The organism is Antarcticimicrobium luteum (assembly GCF_004358185.1).
Lineage (GTDB): Bacteria > Pseudomonadota > Alphaproteobacteria > Rhodobacterales > Rhodobacteraceae > Antarcticimicrobium > Antarcticimicrobium luteum.
Window position 1 is genome coordinate 130,189 of sequence record NZ_SMUV01000069.1, and the last position, 19,852, is coordinate 150,040.

The window sequence follows — 19,852 nt, forward strand, 5'->3', positions numbered from 1 at the left end:
AATGTGACATGACCAAGCGCCGCGGGCTGCTGATCATCCTGTCCTCGCCCTCGGGCGCGGGGAAATCGACTCTGGCCAAACGGTTGCGCGACTGGGATCCCTCGATCGTCTTCTCGGTCAGCGCTACCACCCGCGCGCCGCGCCCGGGCGAGGTGGACGGGGTGGACTACCGATTCATGACCGAGGCGGAGTTCAAGGCCCAGGTCACCCAGGATGACATGCTGGAACATGCCCATGTGTTCGGCAATTTCTACGGCTCGCCCCGCGGCCCGGTGGAAGAGGCCATCGAGCGGGGCGAGGATGTGCTTTTTGATATCGACTGGCAGGGCGCGCAGCAGATCCGCAACTCGGCGCTGGGGCCGCATACGCTGTCGATCTTCCTGTTGCCGCCCTCGATCGGCGAGTTGCGCCGCCGGCTGGTCGGGCGCGGGCAGGACGATGACGCGACCATCGCGCGGCGGATGCAGCGCAGCTGGGACGAGATCAGCCATTGGGGCAGCTATGACTATGTGCTGATCAACGACGATCTGGACGCGACCGAGGCACGGCTGCGCACCATCGTCACCGCCACCCGGCTGCGCCGGATCCAGCAACCGGACCTGACCGCGCATGTGCGCGCGCTGCAAACCGAATTCGAGGAGGAAAACGAATGACCATCTATGCCCTGGGCAAGGATGCCCCGCAGATGCATGGCGATACCTGGGTCGCCCCCGACGCCAATCTGATCGGCAAGGTGGTGATGGAGGCCGGCTCTTCGGTCTGGTTCGGCTGCACCATCCGCGCCGATCACGAAGAGATCCGCATCGGCGAAGGCTCGAACGTGCAGGAGGATTGCGTGATGCATGTGGATGCGGGCTATCCGCTGAGCATCGGCAATGACTGCACCATCGGGCACAAGGTCATGCTGCATGGCTGCACCATCGGCGACGGCACGCTGGTGGGCATGGGCGCCACCGTGCTGAACGGTGCCAGGATCGGCAAGAACTGCCTGATCGGCGCCGGCGCGCTGGTGACCGAGAACAAGGAAATCCCCGACAACTCGCTGGTCATGGGGGCGCCCGCCAAGGTGGTCCGAGAGATCAGCCCCGAACACGCGGCGCGGATGCGAGAGGGCGCGCTGCATTACCAGGACAATATGCGGAAATTCCGCGAAGAGATGAAAGAGGTCGAATGACGCGCAATTCCAAGGGCTCGCTTGTCCGCCCCTATCCGTTGCCGCAAAGTGCCAGCACGCCGGTCGTTACCCCGCTGAGCCCCTCTGTGGTCTATGCCAGCGAAACCCCCGACGCGCTGGACGATCAGTATGAGGGGCGCGTGCATGGCTATACCTATTCGCGCGAGGGGCACCCAAATGCGGATGTGGTCGCGCAGCGGCTCGACGCGCTGGAGGGGGCCGAGGGCGGCGTTCTGACCGGCTCGGGCATGAGCGCGGTGAGCGCGGTTCTGCTGGGCCTGTTGAAAACAGGCGATCACGTGGTCGGCGGCAATCAGCTTTACGGCCGCTCGCTGCGGATGATGAAGGAGGATCTGCCGCGTCTGGGTATCGCCACGACGCTGGCCGACCCGGGGGATGTGGCGGCGGTCGCCGCCGCGATCCGGCCCGAGACCCGGCTGGTGCTGATCGAGGTGGTCTCGAACCCGACGCTGCGGGTGGCGGACCTTGACGGTCTCGCTGCGCTTTGCCGGGAAAAGGGCGTTCTGCTGGCGGTCGACAACACCTTTACCACGCCCAAGGCGATCCGTCCGTTCGAGCACGGCGCCAATATCGTCATTCATTCGGTGACCAAGCTGCTGTCGGGCCATTCCGACGTGATGCTGGGCTATGTCGTCGCCCGCGATCCGGCGCTGAACGAACGGCTGCGGGTGTTCGCCGTCACCGCCGGGCTGACGCCGAGCCCGTTCGACTGCTGGCTGGCAGAGCGCGGGATGCTGACCTTTGATCTGCGCTTTGACCGGGCGCAGGCGACCGCCGTCGCGCTGGCCGATCATCTGGCCGCGCTGCCGGGGGTCAGGCGGGTGATCTATCCGCTGCGCGCCGATCATCCCGATCACGCCCGCGCCGCCGGTCTGCTGGGCCAGCGGGGCTGCAACATGGTCAGCTTCGAGCTGACCGGCGGACGGGCGGCGGCCAATGCCTTTACCCGCGGCGCCGAGGGGCTGAGCTTTGCCCCCACGCTGGGCGACGTCGGCACCACGCTGTCGCATCCGGCGTCCTCCTCGCACCGGGCGCTGAGCGCCGAGGAGCGCGCGGCGCTGGGGCTGAGCGAGGGGTTCTTCCGCGTTTCGGTCGGACTGGAGGAGCCGGAGGCGCTGAAGGCGGTGTTCACCGAGGCGGTCGCCGCCGCCGCTGCCGTATCCTAGTTACAAATCCGGGGCAGGGTGGACGCCAGCGAAAGCAACGGCGCGGAGGGCGGGACATGATGGACGATCTGATTTCCGGGTTTCTGGCGGCGGTCCCGTTGCCGGCGCTGCTGGTGGACCAGACCGAGCGCATCATCGCCGCCAACCCCGAGGCGCGGACCCTGCTGGGCCAGCAGATCACCGGGCGCCATTTCGCCACCATCCTGCGACAGCCCACGGTGCTGGACGCGATCGAGGCGGCGCTGCGCGACAAGCGCCCGCATCAGGCGCGGATGCTGGCCAATGACGGGGCGCAGGACACCAGCTATGACGTGATCTGCCGCTATGTGAACGGCATCGGCGCGGTGCAGGGGGGCGCGGTGCTGGCCAGTTTCCAGGATGTGACGCATCTGGAACAAGCGGTGCAGATGCGGCGCGATTTCGTCGCCAATGTCAGCCACGAGCTGCGCACGCCGCTGACCGCGCTGATGGGGTTCATAGAGACCCTGCGCGGACCGGCGCGGGACGACCCGGCGGCGCGCGACCGCTTTCTGGCGATTATGGAGGGCGAAGCGGGCAGGATGAACCGACTGGTGGGCGATCTGCTGTCGCTCAACCGGGTGGAAAGCGAAGAGCGGGTGCGCCCGAAGGACCAGGTGAACCTGACCGGCACTTTGGAGGAGACCATCACCTCGCTGCGGCCGCTGGCCGAGGGCGCCGAGGTGCAGCTTTCGCTGGCGGCGCCGGAAGAGCCGGTCTTTGTCATCGGAGACGCCGATCAGCTGCGGCAGGTGTTCACCAACCTGATCGAGAACGCGATCAAATACGGCGGCCGCGGCGGCCGGGTCGATGCGGTGCTGTCGGCCTCGGACCGCGATCCGGCGGTGCGCGGGCCTGCCGCGCGGGTGCAGGTGATCGACAAGGGGCCGGGAATCGATCCGGTTCACCTGCCGCGCCTGACGGAAAGATTCTATCGCGCCGACAACCACCGCTCGCGCGAGCTTGGCGGGACCGGGCTGGGGTTGGCGATCGTCAAGCATATCATCAACCGCCACCGCGGCCGGCTGAGGGTGGAAAGCGAGCTGGGGCAAGGCTCTGTTTTCACGGTTATTTTACCACGCTAGGCCGCATTGTCCGGGAGTTGTCTGTGAAGTCTAGACAAGTCTAATCCGGTTTCGCGCCAAGGCTTTCGCGCCGGTTAAGGGAATTTTCGGCCCCGGTTGTCATGTAACTGTTACACTGGTGTCACAAAAGCCTCATGCACGCTCACTAGGAGGAGCGCAGGATCACCATGAGGGTGATCGCAATCTACTTACCAAGGAGACACATATGTCCTTTGTGAAACTGACGGTTTCCGCCCTGGCCCTCGGCGCCGTTTCGGCCACCGCTGCCGCCGCCCGTGACCAGGTGCAGATCGCCGGCTCTTCGACCGTGCTGCCCTATGCCTCGATCGTGGCCGAAGCCTTTGGCGAAAACTTCGAATTCCCGACACCGGTCGTGGAATCGGGCGGCTCTTCGGCCGGTCTGAAGCGCTTTTGCGAGGGCGTGGGCGAGAACACCATCGACATCGCCAATGCCTCGCGCAAGATCAAGGACAAGGAAATCAAGGCCTGCGCCGAGGCCGGCGTGACCGACATCATCGAAGTGCGCATCGGCTATGACGGCATCGTCTTTGCCAGCGACATCAACGGCAACGGGTTCGAGTTCACCCCGGTGCAGTGGTACAAGGCCATCTCAAAGCAGGTCGTGGTGGACGGCAAGCTGGTCGACAACCCCTATACCATGTGGAACGAGGTTGACGCGACCCTGCCGGCGCAGCCGATCCAGGCCTATGTCCCGGGCACCAAGCACGGCACCCGCGAAGTCTTTGAGGACAAGGTGATCCTGGCCGGCTGTGAAGAGACCGGCGACTTCGACGTCTACAAGGCGGCCAACGGCGATGACAAGAAAGCCGCCGAAAAGGCCTGTATCGCCCTGCGCACCGACGGCAAGGCGGTCGATATCGACGGCGACTATACCGAGACCCTGGCGCGCATCGAGTCCAACAAGGACGGCATCGGCGTCTTTGGTTTGGCCTTCTACGAGAACAACACCGACAAGCTGCAGGTTGCCACCATGTCCGGCGTGGTTCCCTCGACCGAGTCGATCGCGACCGGCGAATACCCGGTGTCGCGGCCGCTGTTCTTCTACGTCAAGAAGGCGCACATCGGCGTGATCCCCGGCCTGAAGGAATTCGCCGAGTTCTTCGTCGCCGACGAGATCGCCGGCCCCGATGGCCCGCTGTCCGAATATGGCCTGGTGGCCGATCCGGAACTGGCCCAGACCCAAGAGGCCGTGGCCAACGAAGTGGTGATGGGCAGCAGCATGTAACTGCGCCCCTCCGGGCCGGGGCGGTGATGCCGCCCCGGCCCGTTCCTGTCTTCTCCTGTCCCGATTGGAGCCCCCCCAGATGCCAACCGCCTGGCTCGTTGTCTTCGTACTCGCGGTATCCGCCATCGGCTACATCGCCGGCCGCCGCCGCGCCCTGAACAGCGCCGGCGGCGATTCCCGCGCGCTGCATTCGCTTCCGGTTTATTACGGGTTCAACGTCGCCCTGAGCGCATTGGTGCCGTCGCTTCTGGTGCTGGCCGTCTGGCTGCTGGCGCAACCGATGCTGGTCGAAAACCGCGTCTCGGGCATGATCCCGGCCGAGGCCATCCCCGAAAGCTCGACCCTCGGGCTGGTGATGAGCGACGTGCGCCGTGTCGCCGAAGGGCTGGACATCGCCGTGCAGCAGGGCGCGCTGAGCGAACAGGAGGCCCGCGCCATCCGGGCCGACGTCACGGACGTCCGCGCCCGTCTGGGCGATCTGGGCGTCGCGCTGGGGTCGGACGTGCGGTCCGAGGTGCTGAGCGCGGCGCAGCGGTATCGCCAGATCACCGCCACCGGGCACCTGCTGATGACCCTTGTCGTTGCGGCGCTGACGCTGGGCGGGCTGGGCTTTGCCTATGCGCGCACCAACAAGGATTTTCGCGCCCGCAACGTGGTGGAACGCGGGGTGCTGGCGCTGCTGATCCTCGCCGCCTCTCTGGCGATCCTGACCACCATCGGTATCGTGCTGTCGATGCTGTTCGAGACGGTGAATTTCTTCAGATTGCACAGCTGGACCGACTTCTTCTTCGGCAGCACCTGGGCGCCCAACTTTCGCGGCGACAGCGAGTTGTCGATCCTACCGCTGCTGTGGGGGACGCTCTATATCTCCTTCATCGCGCTGCTGGTGGCGGTGCCGGTCGGCCTGTTCGCGGCGGTCTACCTGTCGGAATATGCCCATGGCCATGTGCGCGCCTTCGCCAAGCCGCTGCTGGAGATCCTAGCCGGCATTCCCACCATCGTTTACGGGCTGTTCGCGCTGCTGACGGTCGGTCCGGCGCTGGTCCGGGTGTTCGGCCGCGGATCCGAGGGGCTGCTGGGCGTCGACTGGATGTCCGGGGCAACCTCGGTGCTGACCGCCGGGGTGGTGATGGGGATCATGCTGATCCCCTTCGTCTCGTCGCTGAGCGATGACATCATCAACGCGGTGCCGCAGGCGATGCGCGACGGCTCGCTGGGCCTGGGCGCGACCCGGTCGGAAACCATCCGCCAGGTGGTGCTGCCCGCCGCGCTGCCCGGCATTGTCGGCGCCATCCTTCTGGCCGCGAGCCGCGCCATCGGCGAGACCATGATCGTCGTCATGGGCGCCGGCGCGATCGCCAAGTTTTCGCTCAACCCGCTGGAATCGATGACCACGATAACCACCCGGATCGTCAGCCAGCTGACCGGCGACACCGACTTTGCCAGCCCCGAGACGCTGGTGGCCTTTGCCCTCGGCATCACCCTTTTCGTCCTGACGCTGGGGCTCAATGTTCTGGCCCTCTACATCGTGCGCAAATACCGGGAGCAGTACGAATGACCGATACCAGTCAACAGGGCGGCGGCCCCGCGGCCCCGGCCCGCAAGCACGGCGAGACGCTGATGAAGCTGACCGCCCGGACCAAGCGCCGCAATGCTGCCGAACGCCGGTTCCAGGCCTATGGCATCGCGGCCATCGGGGTCGGCCTGCTGATGCTGGTGATCCTGGTGGTCAACATCTTCGGCAATGGGATGGGCGCCTTTACCCAGACCTTCATCACGCTGGACGTGCATCTGGACCAGAGCAAGCTGGACAAGAAGGGCAACCGCGACCTCGAGGACATCAAGAAGGTCTCGACCTTCGGCTATGCGCCGCTGATCAATCGGGCGTTTGAGACCAAGGCCGCGGATCTGGACCTGAAGAGCGGGCTGAAGCCCAAGGCGATGGCCGACCTGCTGTCCAAGAGCGCCGCGGCGCAGCTGCGCGATTATGTTCTGGCCGACCCGGCCAGGATCGGCCAGACGGTGAGTTTCCGCTTTCTCGCCAACAGCCGTGTGGACGGGTACATGAAGGGGCGGGTAAGCCGCGAGAGCATCGCCAACGACAAGAACATCTCGGCGGCGCAGCTGGACCTGGTCGACGAGCTGATCGCGGAGGGCACCGTGCGCAGGACGTTCAATCCGGCCTTCATCTTCGGCGCCGACGCCTCCGACCAGCGGCCCGAGGCGGCGGGCATCGGGGTGTCGATGCTGGGCTCGCTCTTCATGATGGTCGTGGTGCTGGCGCTGGCCCTGCCGATCGGCGTCGCCGCCTCGATCTATCTGGAGGAGTTCGCGGCGAAGAACTGGCTGACCGACATCATCGAGGTGAACATCTCGAACCTGGCCGCCGTGCCGTCGATCGTGTTCGGCATCCTGGGTCTGGCGGTCTTTATCAACTACATGCACTTGCCGATGTCGGCGCCTCTGGTCGGCGGGCTTGTTCTGACGCTGATGACGCTGCCGACGATCATCATCTCGACCCGCGCCTCGCTCAAATCGGTGCCGCCCTCGATCCGCGACGCGGCGCTGGGGGTCGGGGCCTCGAAGATGCAGGCGGTGTTCCACCACGTGCTGCCGCTGGCTGCGCCTGGCATCCTGACCGGCACCATCATCGGGCTGGCGCAGGCGCTGGGGGAGACCGCGCCGCTGCTGCTGATAGGCATGGTCGGTTTCATCGCCTCGAACGCGCCGGACGGCGTCGCCGCCGGACTGATGTCGCCGAACTCGGCGATGCCGGCCCAGATCTATGAATGGGCCAAGCGGGCCGACCCGGCCTTCTATGAACGGGCCTGGGGGGGGATCATCATCCTCCTGGTCTTCCTGATCACCATGAACACGCTTGCCGTGATCCTGCGCCGCCGCTTCGAGCGCCGCTGGTAAGAAGCAAGGGACATACCCACATGTACGACACTGCCAAAACGGAGAGTGCCTTGGACCAGACCGAAACCAAGATCTCGGCACGCAACGTGCAGGTCTATTACGGCGACACGCATGCCATCAAGGACGTGAACGTCGAAATCGAGGACAAGACCGTGACCGCCTTTATCGGCCCGTCCGGGTGCGGCAAGTCCACCTTTCTGCGCTGTCTGAACCGGATGAACGACACCATCGACATCTGCCGGGTGACGGGCGACATCCTGCTGGACGGCGAGGATATCTATGATCCCAAGGTCGACCCGGTGCAATTGCGCGCCAAGGTCGGCATGGTGTTCCAGAAACCGAACCCGTTCCCCAAGTCGATCTATGACAATATCGCTTATGGGCCGCGCATCCACGGGCTGGCCCGCAACAAGGCGGAACTGGACGAGATCGTCGAAAAGAGCCTGCGCCGCGGCGCCATCTGGGACGAGGTCAAGGACAGGCTGGACGCACCGGGCACCGGACTGTCGGGCGGCCAGCAGCAGCGGCTGTGTATCGCGCGGGCAATCGCGACAGAACCCGAGGTTCTGCTGATGGACGAGCCCTGTTCGGCACTGGACCCGATCGCCACCGCCCAGGTCGAGGAGCTGATCGACGAGCTGCGGCAAAGCTATTCGGTGGTGATCGTCACCCACTCGATGCAGCAGGCCGCGCGGGTCAGCCAGAAGACCGCCTTTTTCCATCTCGGCCATCTGGTCGAATATGGCGAGACCGGACAGATTTTCACCAATCCCGAGGATCCGCGCACGGAAAGCTACATCACCGGGCGCATCGGGTAAGCGAGACAGGACAAAGCCATGCCGGATCAACATATTGCCACGGTTTTTGACCGCGACCTGGAGGCCATTCAGGCGCGGATCATGAAGATGGGCGGCCTTGTCGAGGCCGCGATCATGGAATCGGCCCGCTCGCTGGAGGATCGCGACGAGGAGCTGGCCGAACAGGTCCGCGCCGCCGATGCCGCCATCGACGGGCTGGAGGATCTGATCAACGAGGAAACCGCGCGTCTGATCGCGCTGCGCGCGCCGACTGCGGTGGACCTGCGTTTGGTGCTGTCAGTGATGAAGATCGCCGGCAATCTCGAACGCATCGGCGATTATGCCAAGAACATCGCCAAGCGCACCGGCGTTCTGGCGCAGCTACGACCGGTCAACAGTTCCACCGCCGCGCTGCGCCGCATGGCGCGCGAGGTCGAGCTGATGCTCAAGGACGCACTGGACGCCTATATCCAGCGCGATGCCGAGTTGGCCCGCGATGTGATCGAGCGTGACCGCGAAGTCGACCAGATGTACAACGCCCTGTTCCGCGAGTTCCTGACCTTCATGATGGAGGATCCGCGAAACATCACCGCCTGCATGCACCTGCATTTCATCGCCAAGAATATCGAGCGGATGGGCGATCATGTGACCGGGATAGCCGAACAGGTGGTGTACCTGGTCACCGGCGAGCGCCTGGAAGAAGCCCGAGCCAAGGCCGACGACACCTCGGTCAGCATCCTGGAGGGTTGAGCCATGGCGGCCGATCAGCCGACCGTTCTGGTGGTCGAGGACGAACACGCCCAGCGCGAGGTGCTGGCCTATAACCTGGAGGCCGAGGGGTTCCGGGTGATCAAGGCCGAGAACGGGGAAGAGGCGCTTCTTCTGGTGGAAGAGGACATGCCGGACATCATCGTGCTGGACTGGATGATGCCCAACCTTTCGGGCATCGAGGTCTGCCGCCGGCTCAAGTCCCGACCGGAGACGCGGTCGATCCCGATCATCATGCTTTCGGCGCGGTCCGAAGAGGTCGACAAGGTGCGCGGGCTGGAAACCGGCGCCGACGACTATGTGGTCAAGCCGTTCTCGGTGGTCGAGCTGATGGCGCGGGTGCGCACCCAGCTGCGGCGGGTGCGTCCCTCGACCGTCGGCCTGCGGCTGGAGTACGAGGATATTGTGCTGGATGCCGAGACGCATAAGGTCAGCCGCTCCGAACATCCTTTGAAGCTGGGGCCGACGGAGTTCCGGCTGCTTTCGACCTTCATGGAAAAACCGGGCCGGGTTTGGAGCCGCGAGCAGCTTCTGGACCGGGTCTGGGGGCGCGACATCTATGTCGATACCCGCACCGTCGACGTTCATATCGGCCGGTTGCGCAAGGCGCTGACCCAGCACGGAGGCCCCGATCCGGTGCGCACCGTACGCGGCGCGGGGTATGCACTGGGGTGAGGCGCGCCCGGGAAAAGGTCCAGTGGACCTTTTTCAGCGCCAAACGGGCGGAGCCCCGGGCAAAGCGGCGTCCCGGAAACGCTCCAGTCGACCTTTTCAGCCGCGAACGGGCGGAACCCCGGAAATCACCAGCACCTGCAAGGTTCGCAAACACATTCCCGCGGGTGCCTCCGGCGAGGATAAATTTCCGTGAAAGGAAGGCGGCATCCCGGCGCCGGCGCAGTCAGCGGGGCAGGGGGTCTTCGGGCTGGGCCTGGCCGCCCAGCCAGTCGCGGAACAGCACCAGCGGCGGGTGCCGCGCCTTGTCCTGCGGCCAGACCAGATAATAGGCGCCCGGCATCTCTGTCGCGGCGCCAAAGGGCGCGGCCAGCCGCCCGGTCGCCACGTCCTGTTCGGCCAGGTAATCGGGCAGCAGCGCCACCCCAAGCCCATGCAGCGCCGCCTGGATGATGGCCGAGAACTGGTCGTACATTGTGCCCGGCACCGGCCCGCCGGCATCGATCCCCTTGAGGGTGAACCAGTCCTGCCAGGCGCGCGGGCGGGTCTCGATATGCAGCAGCGGCAGGCTGAGCAGGGCGCGCGGATCGCCGGTGGTGCGCCCGGCGAGCAGCGCCGGGGCGCAGACCGGCATCACCTGTTCATGTTTCAGCAACAGCCGGTCCGTGCCCGGCCAATCGCCGGTGCCGAAATGGATCGCGGCGTCGAACGGCTCGCCAATGAAATTGAACGGGTGCAGCCTGGTCGCCATGTTGATTGTAACCTCGGGGTGCAGGCGGGCGAAATCCGGCAGCCGCGGCATCAGCCAGCGCATGCCGAAAGCCGGTAGAATGGCGAGGTTGAGCGCGCCGCCGGCCTGCGGCACCTGCAACCTCATCGAGGCCTGGGCAATCTGGCGCAACGCGGGGCGGATCTCGGCCACATAGTCCCGCGCCGGCGGCGTCAGCGACAGCCGCTTGCGGCTGCGCTGGATCAGCGCCACGCCCATCTGTTCCTCCAGCGTCTGCAGTTGCCGGCTGACCGCACTCTGGGTCAGCGACAGTTCCTCGGCCACGGCCGAGGCGGAGCCGAGACGCTCCAGCGCCTCCAGCGCGCGGAGCGACGCGATCGAGGGGAGGAATCGGCGTGGCGCAAGCATGTATTCCGTTTACTCATGATTCCATGCGAATGTCTCGCTGTTTCTTGCGAAAATGATGTGATAGATGCCCATGCAAACGCATATGACCTGAGGAGATCTGCCATGAACGCCCCAACGCTGCGCGCCAAGGATGCCCCCGACCTCGCCGGTTTCGACTGGGCCGATCCGTTCCGCTTGGCCGATCAGCTTACCGAAGAGGAGCGGATGATCGCCGACAGCGCCCGCACCTATGCGCAGGAAAAGCTGCAGCCGCGGGTTCTGACCGCCTTCGAGAACGAAGAGACCGATCCGGAGATCTTCCGCGAGATGGGCGAGATGGGCCTGCTGGGCACCACCATCCCCGAGGAATACGGCGGTATCGGCGCCGGCTACGTCACCTACGGGCTGGTCGCGCGCGAGGTGGAGCGGGTGGATTCGGGCTATCGCTCGATGATGTCCGTGCAAAGCTCGCTGGTGATGTACCCGATCTATGCCTACGGCAGCGAGGAGCAGCGGATGAAATACCTGCCCAAGCTGGCCTCGGGCGAATATATCGGCTGCTTCGGTCTGACCGAACCCGACGCCGGCTCGGACCCCGCCGGGATGAAGACGCGCGCCGAGAAGATCGACGGCGGTTACCGGCTGACCGGGAGCAAGATGTGGATTTCCAACGCGCCGATCGCCGATGTCTTTGTGGTCTGGGCGAAATCGGACGCCCATGACGGCAAGATCCGCGGCTTCGTGCTGGAAAAGGGGATGAAGGGGCTGTCCGCGCCGAAGATTCGCAACAAGGCGTCCTTGCGCGCCTCGATCACCGGCGAGATCGTGATGGAGGGCGTCGAGGTCGGCGAGGATGCGCTGTTGCCGCATGTGCAGGGGCTGAAGGGTCCGTTCGGCTGTCTCAACCGCGCCCGCTATGGCATCAGCTGGGGCGTGATGGGCTCGGCCGAGGCCTGCTGGCATGCCGCGCGCCAATACGGGCTGGACCGCAAGCAGTTCAACCGTCCGCTGGCGCAGACCCAGCTGTTCCAGAAGAAACTGGCCGACATGCAGACCGAGATCGCACTGGGGCTGCAGGCCAGCCTGCGCGTTGGCCGGCTGATGGACGAGGCCAACGCCGCGCCCGAGATGATCTCGATCGTCAAGCGCAACAACTGCGGCAAGGCGCTGGACATCGCGCGGATGGCCCGCGACATGCACGGCGGCAACGGCATCAGCCTGGAGTTCCAGGTCATCCGCCACATGGTGAACCTGGAGACGGTGAACACCTATGAGGGCACCCATGACGTGCACGCGCTGATCCTGGGCCGTGCCCAGACCGGGCTTCAGGCGTTTTTCTGATCCCGGCAAAGAAAATCTGTGTATAAAAGGCCGGGTTTCCCGGCCTTTTTCTTTGTTTTCCCCTCGCCGGATTTTCTGCCTGAAACCGGGGTTCACAAGCGGGGGGCATTACATATATAGAAAACCTAATATGTAAGCGATCGCCGGTCTCCGGCCCATCCCGCCGCGTCCCGGCACGGGGGGCAGGGGACCGATGCCCGCCGGCCCGGCGGGCGACCAACAGAAAGGTGCGCCCCCTTGACCAAACTGCTGAACGCGGTGCCCCGGCTGTCGCCCGACCGGCTGAAAACGGTGTTTCCGGTGCTGGACTGGGGCCGCAGCTATGACCGGGCGCAATTCACCGGCGACATGACCGCGGCGGTGATCGTGACGATCATGCTGATCCCGCAATCGCTGGCCTATGCGCTGCTGGCGGGGCTGCCGGCCGAGGTCGGACTCTATGCCTCAATTCTGCCGCTGGTATTCTACGCCATCTTCGGCACCAGCCGGGCGCTGGCAGTGGGGCCGGTCGCGGTGGTCTCGCTGATGACCGCCTCGGCGCTGGCGCCGCTGGGGCTGGACAGCCTGGCGGAATATACCGCCGCCGCCGCTGTTCTGGCGCTGTTGTCCGGTCTGGTGCTGTTGGCGATGGGGATCCTGCGGCTGGGCGTGGTGGCCAATTTCCTGTCGCACCCGGTGATCGCGGGCTTCATCACCGCCTCGGGCATCCTGATCGCGTCAAGCCAGATGAAACATATCCTGGGGGTCAAGGCGCATGGGCACACGCTGCCGCAGATCCTTGGTTCGATCTGGGAACAGTTGCCGCATACCAACTGGCCGACGTTGATCATCGGACTGATCGCGTTGGCCTTTCTGTTCTGGGTGCGCAAGGGGATGGCGGGCGTTCTGAAATCCAGATTCGGGATGAGCGCGCAGGCCGCCTCGACCACCGCCCGCGTCGGGCCGGTCTTTGCCGTGATCGGCACCACGGTGGCGGCCTGGGCGCTGGATCTGCCGGGGGCAGGGGTGTCGGTTGTCGGTACGGTTCCGACCGGCCTGCCGCCGCTGGGCCTGCCCGCCATCGATTTCGGCATGATCACCGTGCTGATCGGGCCGGCGATCCTGATCTCGATCATCGGCTATGTCGAAAGCGTCTCGGTCGCACAGACGCTGGCGGCGAAACGCAAGCAGCGGATCGAACCGAACCAGGAGCTGATCGCGCTGGGGGCCTCCAACATCTCCTCCGGTCTTTCCGGCGGCTATCCGGTGACCGGCGGCTTTGCCCGCTCGGTGGTGAACTTCGACGCGGGCGCCGAGACGCCGGCGGCGGGCGCATTCACCGCCGTGGGGTTGCTGCTGGCGGCGCTGATGCTGACGCCACTGCTGTATTTCCTGCCCAAGGCGACGCTGGCCGCCACCATCATCGTCGCGGTGCTGTCACTGGTGGATCTGTCGATCCTGACCCGCGCCTGGTCTTATTCCAAGGCCGATTTCGCCGCTGTTCTGGCCACCATCGTGCTGACCCTCGGCATCGGTGTCGAGGTCGGCGTGGCGACAGGCGTTCTGGTTTCGCTCGCGCTGTTCGTCTGGAAAACCTCGCGGCCGCATGTGGCCGAGGTGGGGCAGGTGCCCGGCAGCCAGCATTTCCGGAACATCCACCGCCACCAGGTGATCACCGAACCGACGATCCTGACGCTGCGCATCGACGAGAGCCTGTATTTCGCCAACGCGCGGCGGATGGAGGATCTGATCCAGGCGCGCGTGCACAAGGGCCGCGATCAGCTCAAGCATGTGATCCTGATGTGCTCGGCGGTGAACGAGGTGGACCTGAGTGCGCTGGAGTCGCTGGAGGCGATCAATCAGCGGCTGTCGGACCAGGGCGTCAAGCTGCACCTGTCAGAGGTCAAGGGGCCGGTGATGGACAGGCTGAAAGGAAGCCATTTCCTGCACGATCTGACCGGGCAGGTGTTCTTGTCGCAATACGACGCCTTCGTCACGCTCCGGCAGGCCGAACAGGAGGCGGACACAGGCAAATCCGCGGCCTGAACGGCAAGGGCGCCGGCCTTATTCGGCGCCCTGTGCTATCCATCCCAATATCCCATAATCGGTATTATGTATAAAATTGAGATCCAGATCATCCGTTGCCGTGCGATACTCTGGCATTGCTTTAGATTTATCGCCCTCCGGGAGTGAAAATTGCGAAACCTGATTTCGTACTGCGGTATTGGCAGCGCCGGAAATCCTGACTAACCTCACTGCGGGAGTTGAGAGTCGCGCCATCGACGCGCGGCCCGCCAATGGGAGGAATTTCATGCGCGCACGATCCTGTGCCCCCCCGCGAATGCGGGATGTCTGGTCATGACCAGTCTGTCGCTGGCCGAGGCCGTGCGCCAGGTCACCGCCGGGAACCCGGTCTTCGAAACTGCCGAGGCCGAGATCCGCGGCGTGACCTATCGCGCCTTTTGTAACACCCCGCCACATATCCGCGCCCTGATGCAGGCCAGCCGCGCCGCCCAGGCCGACGGTACAGCAGAGTATCTGGTGTTCCAGGATGAGCGCTGGAGCTATGACGAATTCTGTAACGACTCCAACCGGCTGGCCCAGGCGCTTCAGGACCGGTTCGGCATCGCCAAGGGCGACCGCGTGGGCATCGCCATGCGCAACTGTCCCGAACTTCTGCTGCTGATCACCGCCATCGCCTCGGTCGGCGGTGTCGCTGTCTTCCTCAATGCCTGGTGGACCACCGAAGAGCTTGATTACGCGCTGGAAGATACCGGACTGAAACTGGTCTTTGCCGACGGCAAACGGGTGCAGCGGCTGCGGCCTCTGGCGGCGGGCCGGCACCTGACCCTGATTGGCATCCGCGACGGAGAACCCATTGGCGATAAGGTATTTTCCGAAATTCTGGCCGGGATTTCAGAGGCCGACTGGCCGCAGGTTGGGATCAATACCGACGACGATTTTGCGATCATGTATTCCTCTGGCACCACCAGCCACCCCAAGGGTGTGGTACAGACCCATCGCGGCGCGATCAACGCGGTCTTTACCTGGCTGATGCAGGCCGCGCTGACCCCCGTTCTGGACCCGCCCGAGGATCCCGACGCCCCGGCCCCGCGCCCCGTCGGACTGGTGGCCACGCCGCTTTTCCACGTGACCGCCACCCATCCCATTTTCCTGCTCAGCCTGCCGGCCGGCGCCAAGCTGGTGGTGATGAACCGCTGGGATGCGGAGACCGCGGTGCGCCTGATCCGGGATGAAAAAGTGACGCGGTTTCTTGGGGTTCCGACTCAAAGCGCGGATCTGTCCGAGGCCGCGTCGCGGCTGAACGAGCCGCTGGAGACGCTGGATTTCCTCGGTGCCGGCGGCGCCAAGCGTCCGGCAGCGCAGGTCGAGGAGCTGTCGCGCCGTTTCCCCGGTGCCAATATCGCCACCGGCTGGGGCATGACCGAAACCAATGCCAACGGCATCGGCATGGTCGGACAGGAATATCTGGCCCGTCCGGGCGCCGCCGGGCGGCTCTATCCGCCGGTGCAGGAGTTGCGCTTTCTCGGCGATGACGGCGGCGATGTTGCGCCGGGAGAGATCGGGGAAATTACTGTAAAAAGTCCCTGCAACATGCGCTGTTACCTGAATAAACCAGAGGCAACCGCAGAGGCGATGCAGGACGGCTGGCTGCGCACCGGGGATCTGGGCTGGATCGATCCGGAGGGCTATGTCACCATCGTCGACCGTAAGAAGAACATCGTCATCCGCGGCGGCGAGAACATCGCCTGCCTCGATGTGGAGGGCGCGCTGCACCGCCATCCGGCCGTGGCAGAGGCCTGCGCCTTTGCGCTGCCCGACGCCCGGTTGGGCGAGGTGGTGGGCGCGGCGGTTCAGATCCGTCCCGGGCGCGCCGTCACCGAGGAGGCGTTGCTGGCCTTTCTTGGCGAGCATATCGCGCATTTCAAGATCCCCGAGCGGATCTGGACACAGCCCGATCCCCTGCCCCGCGGCGCCACCGACAAGATCGACCGCCGCGCTCTGCGCGCCGCCTGCCTGCCCGAGTGGCCCGGCGTTCGGGCCCCGGCCTGATGCCAAACTGATTTCTCAACCGATGGGACCAATGATATGAATTTATTCGATCTTTCCGGAAAGGTCGCGCTGTTGACCGGCGCCTCCAAGGGCATGGGGCTGGCGATGGCCACGGCGCTGGCCGAACATGGGGCGACGGTGGTTATTTCGGCCCGCAAACAGGAGCGGCTGGACGATGCCGCCGCGGAGATCAACGCCGCCGTCGGCGCCGAGCGGGCGATCCCGGTGGCCTGCAATGTCGGCCACAAGGACCAGATCCGGGCGCTGGTCGAGACCGCGCGCGACAAGGCCGGCCCGATCGACATCGTGATCGGCAACGCCGGGGTGAACCCCTATTACGGCCCCACCTCGGAAATCCCCGACGAGGCCTATGAAAAGACCATGGCGGCGAACGTGCAGTCGAACCTGTGGCTGGCGCAGCTCGCGGTGCCGGACATGATCGAAAAGGGGTCGGGCTCGATGATGTTCACCTCGTCGATCGGGGCGTTCAAACCCTCGGTCATGCTGGGCACCTATGGGATGTCGAAACTCGCTCTGATCGGGCTGGTGCGCAACCTGGCGGCCGAGTTCGGACCCAAGGGCGTGCGGTTCAACGCGATCTGCCCGGGGCTGGTGCGCACCGATTTCGCGCGTGAGCTGTGGGACAACCCGGAGGTCGAGGCGCGGATCAAGAACGATATCCCGCTGCGCCGCCTCGGCGAGGCGGAGGATTTCAAGGGGCTGGCGGTCTTTCTCGCCTCGGACGCCAGTCGGTACATGACCGGCCAGGCGCTGACCGTCTGCGGCGGCTCGAACATGTGGACATAAGGAACTGATATGGAAATCAAAGACAAGGTCGTCGTCGTCACGGGTGCGGCCAGCGGCATCGGCAGGGCACTGGCCGAACGCTTTGCCGCGGCGGGCGCGAAATGTGTCGTCTGCGCCGATCTGAACGGCGCGGGCGCCGAGGCCACGGCACAGCGGATCGCCGGCGTCGGCATGGCGGTCAATGTTGCGGTAGAGGATGAAATCGCAGCGCTCATCGACAAGGTCGAGGCCGAGATCGGGCCGATCGACCTGTTCTGCTCCAACGCCGGGATTCTCAGCATCGGCGGCGTCGAGGTGCCGAACGAGGAGTGGCAGCGGATCTGGGAGGTCAACGTGATGTCCCATGTCTGGGCGGCGCGCCATATGGTGCCGCGGATGACCGAACGCGGCGGCGGCTACCTGCTCAACACCGCCTCGGCGGCGGGGCTTCTGAATCAGGTCGGGTCGGCCCCCTATGGGGTGACCAAACACGCCGCCGTCGGCCTCGCGGAATGGCTGGCGCTGACCTATGGCGATCAGGGCATCAAGGTCTCAGTGCTGTGCCCGCAGGCGGTGCGCTCGGAGATGACGCGGGGCCATGAGGAGGGCGTCGCGGCGCTGGACGGGATGCTGGAGCCCGAACCGGTGGCCGAGGCCTGTCTGCGCGCCATCGAGGAGGAAACATTCCTTGTGCTGCCGCATCCGCAGGTGCTGGAGTACATGCGGATGAAGACGGCCGACTACGACCGCTGGATCGGCGGCATGCGCAAGCTGAACCGTCAGTTCGGCGGCGACGTGGCCGGCAAGCGGTAAACCCGTCGCGCGGTGCCCGCGAACAGGGCATCGCGCGCCACCTCATCATAGCCCGCGGCGATCTTCTTGAAGGCGTTCCACAGCACCGGATAGCTGATGCCGGTGCGGTCCACTGGAAAATTGCTCTCGAACATGCAGCGCTCGGGGCCGAAACACTCGATCATGTGGCGGTACCATGGGCCTTGCGCGGTTGCGAATTCATCCGACGACGGCGGCCGTTCGGCGCGGTGCCATCCCCAGCCGTTGTCGGGCATCGCCAGCCCGCCCAGCTTGGCCACCACATTGGGGCATTTCGCCAGCGCCTCCATGTCCCGCTGCCATTGCGCAAAGATCCGCTCGCGCTGACCGGCGAACCGTCCGACCCCCAGCGGCGTGCCGAAATGATCGAGGATCATCGTGGTGCCCGGCGCCGCGCGGGCAAGGTCGAGGAAATCGTCCGCCTGATGGTGATAATGCCAGGTGTCATAGGTCAGCCCGCGCTCGCCCAGCCGCGCCAGACCTCGGCGGAAATCAGGATCGGCATAGAGCCCCGGCGCACCGCGCCCGGGGATCGCCAGCTTGTCGGGTTCCGGATCGCAGGCGCCGGACTGCCGCACCCCCTTCACCAGCCCCTGCCCGGCCTCAAGATGCGCGTCGAGAACCGCGTCAAGCTTGGGGTCGCGCAGATCGGCAAAGGCGATGATCCCGGAAATCCGCGCCGGATCGGCGGCGGTCTGGCGCGCCATCTCCGCGACCGCCCGCGTCTCGCCGACCGGGCGGAACCGCTCCTCGGTTACGGTATCGTAGTAGGAGCGGCATTCGATATAGACGCTTTGCACGACCCGGTGCCCGGACCCGGCATCGCGGCGGAACTGGTCCAACTCATAGACCGCGCCGCCACGTTGCCACAGGTGGTGATGCGGATCGACGATCTCGCGGTCGGGATCGACGATCTCTTCGCGGACCTGCGCCAGCCAGTCGTCGCGTAGTTCCATCCCCGGCACCCAGGAGTTTGCCGGGCCGCTCATTTCCGCTTGTAGGGGCGCACCAGCCCCTCCTGCGCGGTGCTGGCGACCAGCCGGCCGTCGCGGGCATAGATCTTGCCACGGTTGAAGCCGCGCGCGCCGCCTGTGAACGGCGCGTCCATGCTGTAAAGATGCCAGTCCTCGAAGGCCAGCGGCCCGTGGAACCACATGGAATGATCCAGGCTCGCCGTCATCACCTCGCCGGTGAACCAGGTCAGCCCGTGCGGCCGCAGCGACGATCCCAGAAGGTTCATGTCCGAGGCATAGGCCAGCAGGATATGCTGCAGCTGCGGACTGGCCCCCGCCGCCGCCTCCATCCGGAACCACAGGTGGTTGATGTCGCTTTCCGGTTTCGGATCGACCAGATCGCGCGGCGCCACCTCGCGGATCTCGATCGGGCGCGGGCGCAGGAAATCGCGGCGCAAATGCTCGGGCACATGCGGTGCCCAGCGGTCGCGCAGCTCTTCGCGGTTGAGCAGACCCTCCGGCCCGGGAACCTCGGGCATCACGTGCTGATAATCCCAGCCCTCCTCCTCGACATGGAACGAGGCGGACATGTTCAGGATCTGCTTGCCGTGCTGGATCGCCACCACCCGCCGGGTGGTAAAGCTGCCGCCGTCGCGGGCGCGGTCGACCTGATAGATCACCGGAATCGACGGATCGCCGGGGCGGATGAAATAGGCATGCAACGAATGGCACAGGCGATCCGGCACGGTGCCGTAGGCGGCCGCCAGCGCCTGGGCGATCACTTGGCCGCCATAGATCCGCTTGCTGGTCTCTCCGCCCGCGCCGATGCCGCGGAACAGATCGACCTCCAGCTGTTCGATATCCAGCAGGCTCAGCAGTTCGGCGGCGACATCGGTCATGGTCGA

18 protein-coding genes are annotated in these 19,852 nt (G+C 65.4%); 15 read left to right on the forward strand and 3 right to left on the reverse strand.

Features of this window, described 5'->3' with window-relative positions; genetic code table 11:
• The first annotated feature begins 8 nt into the window (after window positions 1-8).
• The 10 genes from gmk to phoB all read left to right on the forward strand — a co-directional run bounded on the left by gmk (window position 9) and on the right by phoB (window position 9,869).
• Window positions 9-653, forward strand: a complete 645-nt coding sequence (gene gmk, locus E1832_RS14525) for a guanylate kinase (RefSeq protein ID WP_133360488.1) — start codon at window positions 9-11, stop codon at window positions 651-653.
• Entirely contained in the window at window positions 650-1,174 is a 525-nt protein-coding gene (locus E1832_RS14530; RefSeq protein ID WP_133360489.1) for a gamma carbonic anhydrase family protein, read from the forward strand. The genes gmk and E1832_RS14530 overlap by 4 nt, the downstream gene beginning before the upstream one ends.
• On the forward strand, window positions 1,171-2,361 hold the full coding sequence (locus E1832_RS14535; protein WP_133360490.1) for a trans-sulfuration enzyme family protein: 1,191 nt from the start codon (window positions 1,171-1,173) through the stop codon (window positions 2,359-2,361). Before E1832_RS14530 ends, E1832_RS14535 begins: the two co-directional genes overlap by 4 nt.
• A 56-nt stretch (window positions 2,362-2,417) precedes the next feature.
• The gene (locus E1832_RS14540) at window positions 2,418-3,464 is read left to right on the forward strand and encodes an ATP-binding protein (protein WP_133360491.1); all 1,047 of its coding nucleotides are present in this window, start codon (window positions 2,418-2,420) and stop codon (window positions 3,462-3,464) included.
• Window positions 3,465-3,669: 205 nt separating this feature from the next.
• The gene (locus E1832_RS14545) at window positions 3,670-4,710 is read left to right on the forward strand and encodes a substrate-binding domain-containing protein (RefSeq protein ID WP_133360492.1); all 1,041 of its coding nucleotides are present in this window, start codon (window positions 3,670-3,672) and stop codon (window positions 4,708-4,710) included.
• Between the two features lie 79 nt (window positions 4,711-4,789).
• A complete protein-coding gene (gene pstC / locus E1832_RS14550; protein WP_133360493.1) occupies window positions 4,790-6,268 on the forward strand; it encodes a phosphate ABC transporter permease subunit PstC in 1,479 nt (492 codons plus the stop codon).
• Window positions 6,265-7,629 carry a phosphate ABC transporter permease PstA gene (gene pstA / locus E1832_RS14555; RefSeq protein WP_133360494.1) on the forward strand — a complete coding sequence of 455 codons (1,365 nt, stop codon included), beginning with the start codon at window positions 6,265-6,267 and terminating at the stop codon, window positions 7,627-7,629. The genes pstC and pstA overlap by 4 nt, the downstream gene beginning before the upstream one ends.
• Window positions 7,630-7,649: 20 nt before the next feature.
• Window positions 7,650-8,447: a phosphate ABC transporter ATP-binding protein PstB gene (pstB, locus tag E1832_RS14560; protein ID WP_133360495.1), complete on the forward strand. Its 798-nt coding sequence runs from the start codon at window positions 7,650-7,652 to the stop codon at window positions 8,445-8,447.
• Between the two features lie 18 nt (window positions 8,448-8,465).
• Entirely contained in the window at window positions 8,466-9,176 is a 711-nt protein-coding gene (gene phoU / locus E1832_RS14565) for a phosphate signaling complex protein PhoU (RefSeq protein ID WP_133360496.1), read from the forward strand.
• Window positions 9,177-9,179: 3 nt separating this feature from the next.
• Complete coding sequence (gene phoB, locus E1832_RS14570; protein WP_133360497.1) at window positions 9,180-9,869, forward strand: phosphate regulon transcriptional regulator PhoB; 690 nt, start codon at window positions 9,180-9,182, stop codon at window positions 9,867-9,869.
• A gap of 223 nt (window positions 9,870-10,092) precedes the next feature.
• Here the strand turns inward: phoB and E1832_RS14575 are convergent, their stop codons facing one another.
• Window positions 10,093-11,004, reverse strand: a complete 912-nt coding sequence (locus E1832_RS14575) for a LysR family transcriptional regulator (RefSeq protein ID WP_133360498.1) — start codon at window positions 11,002-11,004, stop codon at window positions 10,093-10,095.
• Window positions 11,005-11,106: 102 nt separating this feature from the next.
• Here E1832_RS14575 and E1832_RS14580 point away from each other — a divergent pair, with 102 nt between their 5' ends.
• The 5 genes from E1832_RS14580 (at window position 11,107) to E1832_RS14600 (ending at window position 17,976) form a co-directional block, all read left to right on the forward strand.
• Window positions 11,107-12,324 (forward strand): acyl-CoA dehydrogenase, encoded by a 1,218-nt coding sequence (locus E1832_RS14580; protein ID WP_133360499.1) that lies wholly within the window; start codon window positions 11,107-11,109, stop codon window positions 12,322-12,324.
• A 237-nt stretch (window positions 12,325-12,561) separates the two neighbouring features.
• Window positions 12,562-14,349, forward strand: a complete 1,788-nt coding sequence (locus E1832_RS14585) for a SulP family inorganic anion transporter (protein WP_245514000.1) — start codon at window positions 12,562-12,564, stop codon at window positions 14,347-14,349.
• Between the two features lie 312 nt (window positions 14,350-14,661).
• Window positions 14,662-16,377 carry a class I adenylate-forming enzyme family protein gene (locus tag E1832_RS14590; RefSeq protein WP_133360500.1) on the forward strand — a complete coding sequence of 572 codons (1,716 nt, stop codon included), beginning with the start codon at window positions 14,662-14,664 and terminating at the stop codon, window positions 16,375-16,377.
• A 36-nt stretch (window positions 16,378-16,413) separates the two neighbouring features.
• Window positions 16,414-17,184 (forward strand): SDR family NAD(P)-dependent oxidoreductase, encoded by a 771-nt coding sequence (locus E1832_RS14595; protein WP_133360501.1) that lies wholly within the window; start codon window positions 16,414-16,416, stop codon window positions 17,182-17,184.
• Window positions 17,185-17,193: 9 nt separating this feature from the next.
• On the forward strand, window positions 17,194-17,976 hold the full coding sequence (locus tag E1832_RS14600; protein ID WP_133360502.1) for an SDR family oxidoreductase: 783 nt from the start codon (window positions 17,194-17,196) through the stop codon (window positions 17,974-17,976).
• Here the strand turns inward: E1832_RS14600 and E1832_RS14605 are convergent.
• Both E1832_RS14605 and E1832_RS14610 read right to left on the reverse strand, forming a co-directional pair.
• A complete protein-coding gene (locus tag E1832_RS14605; RefSeq protein ID WP_206021060.1) occupies window positions 17,943-18,983 on the reverse strand; it encodes an amidohydrolase family protein in 1,041 nt (346 codons plus the stop codon). The genes E1832_RS14600 and E1832_RS14605 overlap by 34 nt on opposite strands.
• Window positions 18,980-19,846, reverse strand: coding sequence for an acyl-CoA thioesterase (locus E1832_RS14610; protein ID WP_133360504.1), 867 nt, complete (start codon window positions 19,844-19,846; stop codon window positions 18,980-18,982). The genes E1832_RS14605 and E1832_RS14610 overlap by 4 nt, the downstream gene beginning before the upstream one ends.
• Window positions 19,847-19,852 lie beyond the last annotated feature (6 nt).